This is a genomic window from Persicirhabdus sediminis (assembly GCF_016595495.1).
GTDB classification, from domain to species: domain Bacteria; phylum Verrucomicrobiota; class Verrucomicrobiia; order Verrucomicrobiales; family Akkermansiaceae; genus Persicirhabdus; species Persicirhabdus sediminis.
In genome coordinates this window covers 13,747-27,709 of the sequence record NZ_JAENIM010000046.1, presented here as the reverse complement: position 1 = coordinate 27,709, position 13,963 = coordinate 13,747, and the positions used below count along the sequence as shown (strand labels likewise).

At 49.8% G+C, this 13,963-nt stretch carries 14 protein-coding genes; 10 read left to right on the top strand and 4 right to left on the bottom strand.

From position 1 onward, the window contains the following. Window positions 1-394: 394 nt before the first annotated feature. The gene (locus JIN82_RS15390) at window positions 395-1,030 is read right to left on the bottom strand and encodes a hypothetical protein (protein ID WP_200312562.1); all 636 of its coding nucleotides are present in this window, start codon (window positions 1,028-1,030) and stop codon (window positions 395-397) included. Between the two features lie 148 nt (window positions 1,031-1,178). Between JIN82_RS15390 and JIN82_RS15385 the strand changes: the two genes are divergently transcribed. Beyond that, window positions 1,179-2,447 (top strand): glutamate-5-semialdehyde dehydrogenase, encoded by a 1,269-nt coding sequence (locus JIN82_RS15385; RefSeq protein WP_200312561.1) that lies wholly within the window; start codon window positions 1,179-1,181, stop codon window positions 2,445-2,447. A gap of 80 nt (window positions 2,448-2,527) precedes the next feature. Here the strand turns inward: JIN82_RS15385 and JIN82_RS15380 are convergent, their stop codons facing one another. Beyond that, window positions 2,528-3,127 carry an acyl carrier protein phosphodiesterase gene (locus JIN82_RS15380; protein ID WP_200312560.1) on the bottom strand — a complete coding sequence of 200 codons (600 nt, stop codon included), beginning with the start codon at window positions 3,125-3,127 and terminating at the stop codon, window positions 2,528-2,530. 30 nt (window positions 3,128-3,157) lie between these two features. Next, entirely contained in the window at window positions 3,158-4,186 is a 1,029-nt protein-coding gene (locus JIN82_RS15375) for a hypothetical protein (RefSeq protein ID WP_200312559.1), read from the bottom strand. Between the two features lie 214 nt (window positions 4,187-4,400). Between JIN82_RS15375 and JIN82_RS15370 the strand changes: the two genes are divergently transcribed. From JIN82_RS15370 to JIN82_RS15330, 9 genes are all read left to right on the top strand, one after another. Then, window positions 4,401-4,634, top strand: coding sequence for a ferredoxin (locus tag JIN82_RS15370; RefSeq protein WP_200312558.1), 234 nt, complete (start codon window positions 4,401-4,403; stop codon window positions 4,632-4,634). 28 nt (window positions 4,635-4,662) lie between these two features. Continuing rightward, window positions 4,663-5,025 carry a DciA family protein gene (locus JIN82_RS15365; RefSeq protein WP_200312557.1) on the top strand — a complete coding sequence of 121 codons (363 nt, stop codon included), beginning with the start codon at window positions 4,663-4,665 and terminating at the stop codon, window positions 5,023-5,025. A 2-nt stretch (window positions 5,026-5,027) separates the two neighbouring features. After that, window positions 5,028-5,648, top strand: a complete 621-nt coding sequence (locus JIN82_RS15360) for an HAD family hydrolase (protein WP_200312556.1) — start codon at window positions 5,028-5,030, stop codon at window positions 5,646-5,648. Then, window positions 5,645-6,004: a dihydroneopterin aldolase gene (locus tag JIN82_RS15355; protein ID WP_200312555.1), complete on the top strand. Its 360-nt coding sequence runs from the start codon at window positions 5,645-5,647 to the stop codon at window positions 6,002-6,004. Before JIN82_RS15360 ends, JIN82_RS15355 begins: the two co-directional genes overlap by 4 nt. Window positions 6,005-6,145: 141 nt before the next feature. Then, window positions 6,146-6,754, top strand: coding sequence for a sigma-70 family RNA polymerase sigma factor (locus JIN82_RS15350; protein ID WP_200312554.1), 609 nt, complete (start codon window positions 6,146-6,148; stop codon window positions 6,752-6,754). Window positions 6,755-6,765: 11 nt separating this feature from the next. Continuing rightward, on the top strand, window positions 6,766-7,161 hold the full coding sequence (locus JIN82_RS15345) for a hypothetical protein (protein WP_200312553.1): 396 nt from the start codon (window positions 6,766-6,768) through the stop codon (window positions 7,159-7,161). A 61-nt stretch (window positions 7,162-7,222) separates the two neighbouring features. Then, a complete protein-coding gene (locus JIN82_RS15340) occupies window positions 7,223-8,104 on the top strand; it encodes a S1C family serine protease (protein ID WP_200312552.1) in 882 nt (293 codons plus the stop codon). A gap of 189 nt (window positions 8,105-8,293) precedes the next feature. Continuing rightward, entirely contained in the window at window positions 8,294-10,846 is a 2,553-nt protein-coding gene (locus tag JIN82_RS15335) for an FtsK/SpoIIIE family DNA translocase (RefSeq protein WP_200312551.1), read from the top strand. A gap of 474 nt (window positions 10,847-11,320) precedes the next feature. Continuing rightward, entirely contained in the window at window positions 11,321-12,091 is a 771-nt protein-coding gene (locus JIN82_RS15330) for an SGNH/GDSL hydrolase family protein (RefSeq protein WP_200312550.1), read from the top strand. 30 nt (window positions 12,092-12,121) lie between these two features. Here the strand turns inward: JIN82_RS15330 and JIN82_RS15325 are convergent, their stop codons facing one another. Continuing rightward, window positions 12,122-13,837, bottom strand: coding sequence for a glucoamylase family protein (locus tag JIN82_RS15325; RefSeq protein ID WP_200312549.1), 1,716 nt, complete (start codon window positions 13,835-13,837; stop codon window positions 12,122-12,124). Window positions 13,838-13,963 lie beyond the last annotated feature (126 nt).

Below are 13,963 nucleotides of genomic sequence, written 5' to 3'. Positions count from 1 at the left end.
CTAGCTGGCTGGAATGGCTCAACTTGGCGGTTCTGGCCTACTTTCAGCAGGCTTATCACGTGGGCGAGGTATCCCAGGGCTGAAGCCCTGGGCTTTGTTCTTTGGGACCTTCGGCCCAGCTGGGATTTCTAGCTGGCTGGAATGGCTCAACTTGGCGGTTCTGGCCTACTTTCAGCAGGCTGGCATTGTGGAGGGACTTATCCTAGGGCTGAAGCCCTGGGCTTTGTTCTTTGGGACCTTCGGCCCAGCTGGGATTTCTAGCTGGTTGAGATTTCTAGCTGACTGGGGTTTCTAGCTGACCGGGGTTTTCTAGCTGACCGGGGTTTCTAGCTGACCGGGGTTTCTAGCTGACCGGGGTTTCTAGCTGACTGGGGTTTCTAGCTGGTTGAGATTTCTAGCTGACTGGGGTTTCTAGCTGCTCGGTGTTGGCATCTATCATTTCGATGGGGCCTTGGAATGATTCGATGGCGGTTTTGCCGACTCGTTTGGTATCGAGATACGAATAGCCGCTCATGACGGCGGGGCCGACGAGTGGGACCCAGCGGCTAATAGATTTACCGATAAGTTTCTGGCTGACGCTGATGCCGAGTTTGGCCAAAATATTCTGCATGGTTTTGAGGCTGGCATGTTTGATGAGCAGGCGCTCGCCGACGCGGATGGCGATGTCGCGCGTGACTACTGCGGCGCCGTGTCTGAATAGGCAGTAGATCATCAGCTGGGAGTTTAGCGTAGAAGTTTTGCCGTAGCAGGCGGCGACGTCGGAGACCATTTGTTGCTGAGTTTTCCACACGGCGACGAGATCTGGGATGATGAGAGCCATGCCAGCTGGACCGGGAGGAATGGCCAGTGTGCCGGCGATTCCTGCGGTTTTGATGCACGCGCGGTTGACGATTTCACGAGCGCGCTCGTCTGGGTGGATGGCGATGGGTTCGTCGGATTTGGGAATATGAGCGGCAAACTCACGAATCGCCCGCACCACAAGCGCGGATTGGTCGTTGTATTGGTCGGCTGGGACAAGTTCGTTGGGCATGATGTGGTAAATTAATCAATCTGTGGCCAGCTGGCGATTATAGATCGTGGGAAATATTTCACTCGATATTTGGGTGAAATTTCCTAGCTGGTGGCGATGAATTGGTTTTTACACTTGCACCTTTCCAAAATTCCTCAACCTTGGCGGCATGAATTCTCAGGAAATCCACGATACTATTTACCAAATGGGCCAACAGGCAAATGCAGCGGCTCATGCGCTCGCAGTGCTTAGCGCTGAGAAGAAAAATGACATTTTGCGTGCGATGGCAGCAGGATTGAGATCTCGCAGTGGTGAGATTCTCGAAGCGAATGCCAAGGACATTGCCGCTGGCGAAGCACGCGGCCTGACATCTGCAATGCTGGACCGCTTGCGTCTCGATGCCGATCGTATCGACGCGATTGCTGGTGGCATCGAGCAGGTAGCTGAGCTGGCTGATCCAGTAGGCGAAGAGCTGGATAAAAAAGTCATGGGCAATGGCATGGAGATCCAACAGGTGCGTGTGCCTATCGGCGTGATTGGCATTATTTATGAAAGCCGTCCTAACGTCACTAGCGATGCGGCTGTGTTATGCCTGAAGTCTGGCAATGCAACGATTCTTCGTGGTGGCTCTGAGGCTATCCATTCTAACCGCGCGATTGCAGATGCTCTGCAAGCTGGTGGCGAGCCAGCTGGACTTCCAGCCAATGCGATCCAGCTGATTCCATTCACTGACCGCGAGAGTGTGGCTGTTCTAGCAGGTATGGACAAATGGCTAGACCTCATCATTCCACGCGGTGGTAAAGGGCTCATCGAGACTGTTGTGTCTCTAGCAAGAATGCCAGTGATCAAACATTACGACGGCATCTGCCATACTTTTGTAGAAGCTGAAGCTGACCAAGAAATGGCGGTGAAAATCACCGTGGATGCCAAAACACAGAAACCAAGTGTGTGTAATGCTCTGGAGACATTGTTAGTGGAAGAGAAGATTGCTGACGAATTTCTACCAAAGGTAGCTGAAGCGCTATGGGCAAAGAATGTGGAGCTGCGTGGCGATGATCGCACCCAGCAGATTCTTGGCGACAAAGTGGTAGCGGCTACTGAAGAAGACTGGAGCACTGAGTACCTCGACTACATTCTATCAGTAAAAGTAGTGGCTGACCAAGACGCTGCCGTTGCTCACATCAATACTTACGGTTCGCAGCACAGTGATTGTATTGTGACAACTAACGAAGAGAACGCTGAGCGTTTCCTCAGAACCGTTGATAGTGCCTGTGTCTATCATAACGTATCTACTCGCTTCAGCGACGGTGAAGAATATGGCTTCGGCGCTGAGATAGGTATCTCTACCGATAAGTTGCATGCGCGTGGGCCAATGGCGCTGCGCGAGCTGACATCCTACCAGTACCGCGTGCGTGGTAATGGTCAGACTAAGTCGTAGTCGACTAACTATTTTTCAAAACAAGCAAGCCAGCTGATTCTAGCTGGCTTGCTTTTTTTATGGTTGTTAGCTTGTGAACTTTATCCCTTTGCCTGGTTTTTCCAGCTGGCGACGTGTGTTTCTAGCTGTGGGTAGAATGACTCGAAGTGCTGCTGCAGTGGCTGGTAGTTGGCTTCGAGATCATCAACGGCATGGCGAATGATAGAGATGCGTGGTGACCTCCACGATACGCGTTCAAAGGTGAGACGCAGGTCGTCTAGCGAGCCGTAAGAACCTAGCCAGTTTTCTTCTATCATTCGCGGCATGATTTGCTGGAGCATGGGCGTGAGCCATGCCGGATTATCTAGCAAGCTTTGATAGAATTGCGCAATGAAGTCATCTAGCGGCTCGGTGTGATAGCGGTGCCAGTTGGAAGCAATGAAGTGGTCGAAGTAGATATCGACGATAATGCCGGCAAAGCGACGGCGCTCAGGAGCGAGGAGCTGGCGGCAGGCACGGAAATCGGTGTGTGAATCAGTGAACTGGTCGATGCTGCGGTGCAGGGCGATGCCATCTATCACCTGAGCTGGCCATTGGCCGTCGAGCGAGTCGATACGACCGCGCACAAAATCGCCCAGAAAATTACCAATACGACCAGCGTCAGATTGGTCCGCTAAGAGCAGGTGGGCGAGAAAGTTCAATGTTTAGAAGTGGCTGGAAATAGCGGGTGGCTATTCCTTGGAATATTTGGTGAGCTGGATACGGGTGAGCTCTTGGAATTCTGCACCGCGTGAATCACGGCTAGGCGCTTCAAAAATTCTCACGCTCCAGACTTCGTTGGTGTCGAGCCTGTAGGCGTCGAACTCAGATTGTGAGTGGAATCCGTTGGAGCCCACGATGAGTGCTTTGTTGCTGTTGTTGGGGAATTGGCCATTGGTGAAAGCAACGGTTTTGGTATCTCCCACTTTGTTATCTTTGCTGTCGTAGAAGAAGACGCGCAGGGCGCCTGATTTGCTAGCAGCACTGTCTAGCTCGATGCTAACTGCAGGTGCATGCACGGTGTTTAGGTTTACTGCTGTGGCGACAGATGGATCTACCCAGTAGCTTTCTACCTCAGTAATTACAGCTAATTTTCCCTCTAGCGGAAGTGCTGGTGTGTATGGTAAGACTACTTTGCTAGGGATTTGATCTTTGATTGCCATCGCGCCGTAGCTGATGCAGGAAACGAGCACGACTGCAAATCCTGCTAGGCAGATTTTCTCCAGCCCGGAAATTGATTTTTTTGGCTGAGCCTTCACTTCTGGCTCTTCAGCTGGAAGTTCTAGCACAAGTTTGTCTGCGGCAGCTGGATCTGCGGCTTGTTGGGCGGATGCAGGTGATGGGATGCTTTGTGACGATGGGGTGAATTTCTCAGCCAGCGCATCTGTTGGGTCGTCTTCGAAAAAATCATCATCCAGCGTGAGATCGTCTTTTGGTAGAAGCGTGTCAACCGGCGCGGTTTTTTCGATACGCGGGCTAGCAGCATTGGCAGCTGGATAATCTGTAGTAGCTGGGGCGATGGCGGCGACTTCATCTATCTCTGCGGCGGCTACTTCCTCCAGCGCGTCAGTATCTAGCGGTTGATAATCTGCTAGTGGTGTTTTTGCACCAGGGATGCTGCTCGCTTTGTCGAGTCCGTCATCGAGTGCCCAGAAGTCATCATGAGTATGATTTTCAGGTGCAGGATGTGGGTCAGGTGAATTTTGGGACTCGTTGTGCATGTCAGATTGAAGAAATTGGATGATTAGTGATAGGCCTAAGATGATTTAATACGAGATGAGTGCGATGGCCAGAAATAACTATCCGCAAGTCGTATTCTGTGCTAGTTCTACGCACGTATTGTTGCTTTTTCGGCAAATATAGCGATTGCTGCAATTTTAGATTGCTAGCTATGGCAATTTAGGCGAATTAGCAATCCACCTAGTTTTAAATATTATGGCAGATAAAGAAGATCGTAATTCAGAGAATGTTGATGGAGAGTTTTATGTAGATAGCCAGTGCATCGACTGCGACCTTTGTCGCGAGACCGCACCTGACAACTTCAAGCGTGAAGAAGATGAAGGCTATTCATACATCTTCAAACAGCCAGAAAACGATGAAGAGCGTGAGCTCTGCGTTGAGGCTATGGAAGGTTGCCCAGTTGAGGCCATTGGTGACGATGGAGCCTAAACGGTCAACTTCTCGAAGAACTAAAAAATTGCCCGAGTCATTAAAGATTCGGGCGAAAGTTCTTAGTGAATGGCGTGGCGTCTGGGAGAGACCAGACCCGCGCCGCAATCTGCATACCCCAAAGGAGTATGTGGAATCGCTTTTAAAAAATGCCGGCATTGATCAAGGATTTGATCAACAGAAACTTGAATCTGTCTGGCAGTCAGTAGCTGGCGAATTTGTCGCCAAACACGCGCGACCTGAGTCGCTCAAGCACGGCATCTTGGTATTACACGTCGTGCAGCCGACGATGCGTTTTGAGCTGCAACAACAAAGTGGCCGCTTGCTCAGAAACCTGCAGCGCGATCTCGGCAAAAATGTGGTGCGCCAGATCCGCTTCAAAATTGGTTAAGCATGTATAAAAATTGGATTTTCGACTGGTCAGGCACCTTAGTGGACGACTTGGCATTGGTGATTGATGCTACTAACTACGTATTTCGCCATTTTGGTGTGGAGGAAATGGATCGCGAAACTTTTCGCCGTCAATTCCAGCTACCTTATACTGGGTTTTACGAAAAATATTTACCTGGTGTGGACCTCGACGAGCTGGAGCCAGTTTTCCGCGAGGGATTTGCCAAATCAAATACCGAGGCTCCCTTGTTGCCGCATGCGCTGGAGTTTTTGCAATTTGCTCACGGCAAAGGATTCCGCATGTTTATTCTCAGCTCCATTGGTGAAGATGCGTTTCACCTGAATGCTAGCCAGCTGGGGGTGAGGCCATTTTTCGAGCACATCTACGCGGGCATTGTTGATAAACGCGACTGCATTTCTCAGCTGCTGGACACCCACCAGCTAGAAAAATCTGATACCGTATTTGTCGGCGACATGCATCATGATGTGGAGACGGCTAAATTTGGCGGCATCAGCTCGATTGCGCTTTTGACTGGCTACAACCATGCGGTGCCTTTGGCTGAAGCTGAGCCAGATATGATCTTGCGTGATCTCGGATTATTGCAGAAGCTCATCTCGTCGTGAGTGATCAAATCATTATCAAAAATTTACGTATTTCCACACACATCGGTGTGCCGGCTGAAGAACGTGCTATGCCGCAGGTGCTCGAGCTCAGCTTGTGGCTGCAGCCTAGCAATACCTTCGACCAGCTGGACGATGATATCGCCAAAACTGTGGATTATTTCCAGCTGACTCAGCGGATTCACCAGCTAGCTGGGGAAAAACCTCGCCAGCTGATTGAGACATTTGCTCACGATGTGGTGACCATGGCGTTGGCGGAATTTGACCTTTTATCCGTTGAGCTGGAATTGCATAAATTCATCTTGCCGGATACCGAGTTTGTCGGTGTGCGCATCAAGCGCGAGCGAGTTTCTTGCTAACTGGTAGAAATATTTGAACGCGCGCTGATGTCGTTTGTCTGTGCATGATGAGTTGGTATATATAAGATATCAGCCAATACCCCGCTAGATTGATCAGCTAGCTAATGAATTGATCGTAGTTAGCAACTAGATGCCCAAGGCATGGAGCCAGAATTAGAAACAGAATCCGCAAGTGATGATGCAGAATTAGTCACGAGAGCCCAAGCTGGTGATCTCAAGGCATTTGACGTGCTGGTGCAGCGGTATTCTCGCCGGCTCTATGGGCTAGTTTATAACATGACCTCAAACAACGAGGATACCAGTGATCTGCTGCAGGATATTTTTGCCAAAGCCTATCGATCGCTGAAGCGGTTCAAGGGAAAATCCAGCTTTTACACATGGATCTACGCGATTGCGGTGAACATGACACTCAACTTTCTCAAAAAACGTAAGCGCCGCGCCAGCTACAGCTATGATGACATTTCATCAGGGCTGCAACATGACCCTGCATTTATTGATCAAAAACACTTTTCCAACCCGCGCAGGCAAGCAAATATAGGTGAATTGCAAAAAAGATTGAACGAGGCGATGCAAATGTTGTCTGACGATCATAGAGCCGTGGTGACCATGTTTGACATTCAGGGGATGCCACACGCGCAAATTAGTAAGATTTTATCCGTATCGGTAGGTACGGTGAGATCTAGACTTCACTACGCCCACCAACTGCTCCAAGGTCACCTCAAGGAGTTTGTGGAACACGACAAGCAATAGAATAACACATCATGGACAAACAGGATCATACCTCAGAAATCTCCAAGCTGATTGCTCTTAAAAAATACGAGCAACCTAGTGATGAATTCTTTGACCAATTTCATGCAGAATTCCGCGAGCGCCAGCGCCAGGAAATGCTGCAGCAATCAGCCCATGAATTATTCATCGAGCGTCTAGCTACTTGGTTTTCATGTCTTGGTCGTGTCAAATGGGCCTACGCTGGCGGCGCTGCTTTTGCCGCTATCGCTCTGCTATTCACGCTGCAGCCAGATGACCAACAGGTTCCAACAAACCGTCTGGTTGTTCAGCCAGCTAGCAATGCCAATAGCTACGAGCCGATGGAGCACATGCAGGTAGTGGATCTACGCCCACAGGCGATGCCTGTTGGGGAACTGCAAGTTTTCTAGAAATCATTTTTTCCATTTCTGTCATTGGCAGAATCGCCCATTCCTTGTTAATTGATTTAATATGAAATTTTCTATCTCGGCTGCTGTGATGGCTAGCGCAATGATGGTTAGCTCAGCGCTGGCCGACTCCGTAGCTATCGAACTAGCAAACCCTCAAGCTAAAGATCAGGCACTATCAGCCATGGCGCTGCCCGTGCCTAGCAGAGGTATTCTAGCCAGTGTGGCTATTGTTGGATCTGATCCTAGCAAAGCGCAGTTGGTACTAGCTGATGGTAACAAAGATCTCAAATTGCTAGCCTTTGATGATGTTAGCCGCATCGCTCTCTACGAGCTGCCAGAATCACTCAAGTCCGCGGACAAAGTGAAGTTTGGCAATGGTAGTATGCTAGAACCTGCGCAGGCTCTCTATCTCGATCATGATGATCAAAATAAAGTCAGCCGCTTGGTCAGCAAAGATAAACGATTTCAGGGAAAAGTCCTTCCTCTAGCACTCTATCGAGTGAACCACGACGGTGAACTTCCCGTAGCTGGAAGCCCGATTTATAACGAAGCTGGCGACATGGTCGCACTCGTTCACCAGCCAGCTTACGATGTAGAAGGCTGCACTTATGCTCTACCTATCGAGGTGCTCATGCGCGCCATTGATGTCAGCCAAGATCAAGGGCGAGTTGCTCGTTGTTGGATTGGTATTGCAATGGAGTTGCAAAACGAAGCGCCAGTGGTTGTTGGTGTCAGACCAGCGTCTCCTGCGCGCAAAGCTGGCATCGTTAAAGGTGATGTCATCATCAGCGTAGGCGACCGCCAAACTTCTGATTACGCCGACGTCGTCGACGCATTTTATTATCTCGTCTCCGGTGAGGCCGTGAAGTTCAAAGTTCTTCGTGGGACCCAGCTGGTGGAGTTAGATGTCACGCCTGAGCTGGTGCCGGGCATGACACCATAGTTGACCCATCGTCGACCTCCGCTGATTAGACTGCGGCAATCTTGCTTGCTAAGGCTTTGTTGTCTAGTAGTCTAGTCACTTAAGCGTGGCGTAATATAATGCGTTATTGAAATTATAGGCGCGTTGCGTTACCTATTAGCGAAGGCGCAGCATTTTGATTGGCTGCGGCTAGCAAAGACGGAGGTCATTATGGCGACAGCAAAGAATCAGAAAAAATCAGAGCAAAAGGAAGCTCCCCCCTGGGCTAATGAGGTGCAGGGAATCATCCTGCTAGGGTTTGGGGCATTGTTGATGCTCTCGCTGTTATCCTATTCACCACGCGACCTACCACTTACTGATTGGAAGTGGTTTGCTAACTTTGCGACCGATGCGGAACCGCATCTGCCTCGCACTAACTGGATTGGACCCGTGGGTGCCATCTTAGGTTTATCTACGCTACAAATTTGTGGCGCAGCGGCGTATTTGGTCCCGCCAGTTTTATTGCTGTTGGGGTTTGCTAAAATTTTCCAAGAACAAGCGACCAGCTGGAGGAACTGGCTGGGCGGTGGAATCTTTGTTATCAGCGCGGCGGCATTTCTCGGTGTACAGGATTGGATCCTTACCGATTGGGCTGATAAAATGATCATCATCGGTCCCGGGGGATTGCTAGGTGATTTGCTAGGTCAAAAGGTCTTAGTCGCCCTGCTCAACAAAGCGGGCGCTATCATCGTTCTGTTATGCATCTATCTGGTGAGCCTCATTCTTGTGACTGGCATTCACCCGATGACCTTTATTAGCCATTGCATTCGCTCACTCAAAGCATGGTGGAAGCAAAGATCTGAAGAGCAAGTTAAGCGCGCTAAAGAACGTCATGAAGCACGCAGAAGAGAGCGTGAAAAAGAAAAACTTAAGCGCGAGCGCCAGCGAGAAGGCAACAACTCTGATTCGCTAGAACTCGACATTAGCGCGGAAGAAAAACCGAAGAAAAAACGCGCCTCTCGGAAAAAAGCGAAAACTAAGCCGGCTGAGACATCAGCTGATGAGTCACCGCAGCCAGAGCTGCCGCTGAAAACGACTCCGCCACCGCAGATCATCGACGCCTCACAGCGCAAGAAAACGCCAGCCGCCAAGCCGGGGGATAAACTATTTGATAAAAAGCCAGCTGTTGGCGGTTTGAATACCGACGGTTACGAAGGATACGAGCTGCCAGGTTTTGACTTGCTCAACATTGACGATGTCGAAGAAGAAGAGCCAGAAGCTGATAAAGGTGAGCTGTTAGCCGTGCAGTCGAAGATTGTCGAAACGCTCAAAGCCTTTGGTGTGGAGGTGAGCCCGGGGGATATTACCCGTGGCCCAACGATTACTCGTTACGAAGTTTACCCGAGCCTTGGCTTGCGTGTTAGCCGCATTACCCAGCTAGAAGCAGACATTGCTCGTGCAACCTGTGCTGAGCGCATCAACATCCTCGCGCCGATTCCAGGTAAGGATACTGTTGGGATTGAAATTGCTAACAATAAGGCTGTGGCTGTTCCGCTGCACGAGTTGCTGCAGGACAAATCATTTGCTAGCGCGAAGAATCGCATTCCTCTAGCGCTGGGTAAAGATGTCTACGGCAATACTGTGATTGGCGATCTAGCTGCTATGCCTCACTTGTTAGTCGCCGGTGCTACTGGTTCAGGTAAGTCGGTTTGCATCAACTCTATCATCACAAGTATTCTCTATAAATTTAGCCCTGACGAACTACGTTTCATCATGGTTGACCCTAAGGTGGTAGAGATGCAGATGTACAATTCACTGCCTCACCTAGCGGTGCCAGTGGTTACCGATCCAGCGAAAGTTGTCGCTGCCCTGCGCTGGGTGGTCAACGAGATGGAAAACCGCTACAAGATCTTTGCTAAAGTTGGCGTGCGCAACTTCGATAGCTTCAATAAGCGACCGATTGAAAAAGAGCCAGAACCTGAAGAGGTGGAAACTCCAGCTGAACCTGAAGAGGAGCCAGACATGGAGCACATTGACTCTATTGTTAGCGCGCTCACTGATGGCGAGTTAGGTCCTGAGGCTGTGGATCCAGAGTTTGATGAATTTGCGCTCGAGATTCCTGACCGCATTCCATACATCGTTATCATCATTGATGAGCTAGCTGATCTCATGCAGACCGCGCCAGCTGATGTTGAAATGAACATCGCGCGTATCGCGCAGAAGGCTCGTGCAGCTGGTATTCACTTGATTGTGGCTACGCAGACGCCGCGTGCTGATGTGGTCACTGGTATCATCAAAGCTAACATTCCTTCGCGAATTGCCTTCCAGGTTTCATCCAAGTTAGATAGCCGAGTAATCCTCGACGTCGGCGGTGCTGATAAGCTGGTTGGTAAGGGGGACATGCTTTACCTGCCGCCTGGCTCTGCGAAGTTAGAACGAGCTCAGGGCGCCTTTGTTTCCGACGAAGAAGTCGAGCGCATTGTTGATTTCTGCTCTAATCAAGTGGATCAGAAATTCGAGAAAGCTGTGCAAGAAAGCATCGAAAGTGGTGGCGGTAGCGACGACGAAGAGAATGCCGTTTCTGACGCCGACGAGGAAACAATTAAGAAATGCCTCGAGGTCATCTATCAAGAGCAGAAGGCTTCAACCTCGCTGCTGCAGCGCCGCCTAAGATTAGGTTATACACGTGCCGCTCGCATGATGGATATTCTCGAGCAGCGTGGTATTATCGGACCTCAAGATGGTGCCAAACCTCGCGATATTCTCATTCACGATGCGAAGTAATACCATTTGCTGAATATTCCAGCTCAGCGCCAGCTGGCTGGAAATGAGCAAAAAAATTCCCAGCTGACATCGGCCAGCTGGGATGAAATGCTCGGTGTAAGAAATTATTTAACTGAGCAGCATGACTTCGTGCAGCTGGCTGAGCATGATTGTGCGCAGCATGGCTTAGAGCAGCCAGCTGGGCATGACTCAGTCTTAGAGGCGCATGAGCTCATAGCAAATGCTGAAGCTGCGAATAGCGAGGCGATGGAGAGGCATTTTGCGAATTTTTTCATAGTTGTTATTTTGTTTGTTTGTCAGTGGTTTAGTGAATTTTCCAATAAACTCAGCTATTAGAGTAAACCATAGATTGGTTATTCCTCAAAGGTTTCTTTTCTTTGTCTGTATGTTGCATGCCGCTTCTGTGTGGCAGGTTGACTGGACGGAAACTAGATTCAGGCTTGTTTAGTTAGTTTTGATGTTATTAATAACATCATGAAGTTTAGATTATTAGCCTTAGCGATGGCTGCTGTTTGTGTCTGTTCTGGAAATCTAGCTGCTGACGATGCGAAAGATGCATGGGCAAAGTTAGTGACAAAAAAAATGATGCGACGCAGTGAATTCGCGTATCCGCAGCGCAACGAGAAGCTCCCTAACGTGTTCATTTACGGTGACTCGATTTCGATGCATTACATGAAGCCGCTACGTGAAGAGTTAGATGGTGTGGCTAATGTCTATCGCATGTATTGTAACGGTGGTGATACTGGCCGCTATTTTGAGCGCATGCCGATTCTAAATGAAGTGATGCGTGATCCTAAGTTAGAGGGTCACTGGGATTTTGATTGGCAGGTGATCCAGCTGAACTTTGGCCTGCACGATATGAAATACCTCGATGCAAAAGGCAACTATACCGTTGAGGACGGCAAGCAAGTTAGATCGATAGAAGATTACCAAGCGAATCTGCGCAAAATCTTCGACGACGTGAAAAAGAATAACCCGAAGGCGAAAATCATCTTTGCGACCACCACTCCTGTGCCAGAGAATTCTCGCGGTCGCATTGCTGGTGACGCCAAGAAATACAACCAAGCGGCTCTTGAGGTTCTGAAAGATTACCCTGAGATTGTGGTCAATGATTTGTATGCGCTGAGCAAGCCGCATCAGAGTGAGTGGGCCAAGGCTCCAACTGACGTACACTACAATAGCAAAGGGCAGCGCGCTCAGGCTGAGCAAGTGGCCAAGGTAATCAAACAGGTTCTAGCTGATTAGTTAGCTAGAAATGATTGTTATCTGCGAGCGTTAGAGTGTGAGGCCTTTGAGTTTTTTGAGCTCTGGCGCACGCATGAATATTTTCCAACACATACCAGTGCGGTGATTTTCAATCATCGGAGCAATTGGCCCGACGTCGATGCCTAGGTATCCCGGAGCTACCCAGTTGCGCTCGAGGTTGAATGAATCATAGAAGCCGAATGGTCCCCAGAGTTTGCCAGCCTTACGGTACATCTCAATGGCGCAGTTGAACACTTCGTCTGGCAGGTAGGGCATGGATGATAGAGCGGCTGTTGGAGCGATGGTGCCATTATCTCCATGGTTAGGTGCGTGAGCAAAGTAGCCATCGGGACCGTAGCTGGCGGTGATGCCCCACATTTTATCGTAGCCTTTGAATTTGTCGGCCATGCTCAGAGCGTAGTTTTTCTGCACTTGGGTGATGGCGGTGAAATGGTCAAAGTAAGATTTGCCGTTGTGGCTGATCTTGCGTGGGTCTAAGCCCATGTATGAGTAATGGAGAAAGAATAATGGCCCGCCAATTTTCCCTCCGAGTTCGACGTCGACGTCGAGTACTTTGCGCGGTGTTGAGTAGCGTCCACCTTGCCACCCGGACTTGTAGATTTTGTGTGAGATTGGGTGGGTAGGGGAAACCATTGCCAGTAGATAGACAATCTGGCTTTCGTTGAAGCCGGTGATTTTCATGGTTTGCTCGAAACCAGTTGTTGGCGACCAATGCCAGGCGAGGTATTTTTTGCCTGACTTTTTATCTGTCTGCACAAAAAAGTCCCATTGGATATCACGCCACAGCTTATCTGCGGTTTCACGGATTTTTAGTTCTGTGGGATTGTCATCAGAAAAGGCCTCGCGCATCATGATGAACGATTGCGCTAGAAATGCAGTTTCTACGAGATCGACACCGTCGTCTTTTTTGCTGAAGCGCACGATCTTGCCTGAGGTGCCATCCATCCAGTGAGAAAAGGCACCGTGGTGGCGTTCGGCTTTTTCATTGAGGAAGGTGAGAATTTTCAAAACTCTAGCGGCACCTTCTTCGCGGGTGATAAACCCACGGCGCACGCCAACGATGATGTTGAACATGCCCATCGAGCTCGCTCCGGTGGCGACGATGCTTTTGCTGCGGTTAGGTGCACCTTCCAGCGCGAGTCCGCATACCGGATGTGCGTGGTGGTAAAAGTAGCGAAATCCAGCTTCCTGAATTTCAGTGAGAAATTGCTCTTTATTATACGCCGCTGTGGTGGCGCTGACTACTTTGCTCCATTTTGAGGTATTTGAGCTAGATTTGGATTTGGCTTTGCCGCGGTTGGGCACGATCGAGCGCACGCGGTAGTAGAATGTTTTTTTTGCTTTGCCGATGTAGTCTGAGTACATGGGCAGCTGAAGGTAGCCGTCGTGAATTTTGCTAAATTTGCCATTTTTGCTACTTGATCGCTCGATTTCGTAGACCAGTGGCAGCTGCCATGTTTGTTGGTCGAGCGATTCTTGCCACATGATATCCACCCGCATGGTGCGTGGTAGGGCCTCAATTTGGCGAATAGGAATTGGTTTCATTGCTGCTGAGCCGAGCTGGAATCCAGTCAGAAAAACGAGCAGCATGAGACCCCACATTGGGGCGATGGAATTTCGCGAAATCATTGAAGGCGGGTAGGTGGTGATGTGGCGGCGAGCAGGTGATGAACGCGCGCGCACAGTGATACCTTGAATACGTGTGGGGAAGTGCAAAAATTGCATTTAACAGACATAATGTCAGCCGCTGTAAATCATGCTGGTCGATAGCCTTGTGCTGAGCTGCGTAGTTATCTCACCAGCGGGCTAATGAGCATTGTAGGTAAGATGATTTTGCAGCCACACGGCGGC

Bases quoted from the DNA above. Each gene is read 5' to 3' on its own strand.
- JIN82_RS15390 (WP_200312562.1), bottom strand. From the start codon at position 1,030: ATGCCCAACGAACTTGTCCCAGCCGACCAATACAACGACCAATCCGCG.
- JIN82_RS15385 (WP_200312561.1), top strand. From the start codon at position 1,179: ATGAATTCTCAGGAAATCCACGATACTATTTACCAAATGGGCCAACAG.
- JIN82_RS15375 (WP_200312559.1), bottom strand. From the start codon at position 4,186: ATGCACAACGAGTCCCAAAATTCACCTGACCCACATCCTGCACCTGAA.
- JIN82_RS15370 (WP_200312558.1), top strand. From the start codon at position 4,401: ATGGCAGATAAAGAAGATCGTAATTCAGAGAATGTTGATGGAGAGTTT.
- JIN82_RS15360 (WP_200312556.1), top strand. From the start codon at position 5,028: ATGTATAAAAATTGGATTTTCGACTGGTCAGGCACCTTAGTGGACGAC.
- JIN82_RS15350 (WP_200312554.1), top strand. From the start codon at position 6,146: ATGGAGCCAGAATTAGAAACAGAATCCGCAAGTGATGATGCAGAATTA.
- JIN82_RS15345 (WP_200312553.1), top strand. From the start codon at position 6,766: ATGGACAAACAGGATCATACCTCAGAAATCTCCAAGCTGATTGCTCTT.
- JIN82_RS15340 (WP_200312552.1), top strand. From the start codon at position 7,223: ATGAAATTTTCTATCTCGGCTGCTGTGATGGCTAGCGCAATGATGGTT.
- JIN82_RS15335 (WP_200312551.1), top strand. From the start codon at position 8,294: ATGGCGACAGCAAAGAATCAGAAAAAATCAGAGCAAAAGGAAGCTCCC.
- JIN82_RS15330 (WP_200312550.1), top strand. From the start codon at position 11,321: ATGAAGTTTAGATTATTAGCCTTAGCGATGGCTGCTGTTTGTGTCTGT.
- JIN82_RS15325 (WP_200312549.1), bottom strand. From the start codon at position 13,837: ATGCAATTTTTGCACTTCCCCACACGTATTCAAGGTATCACTGTGCGC.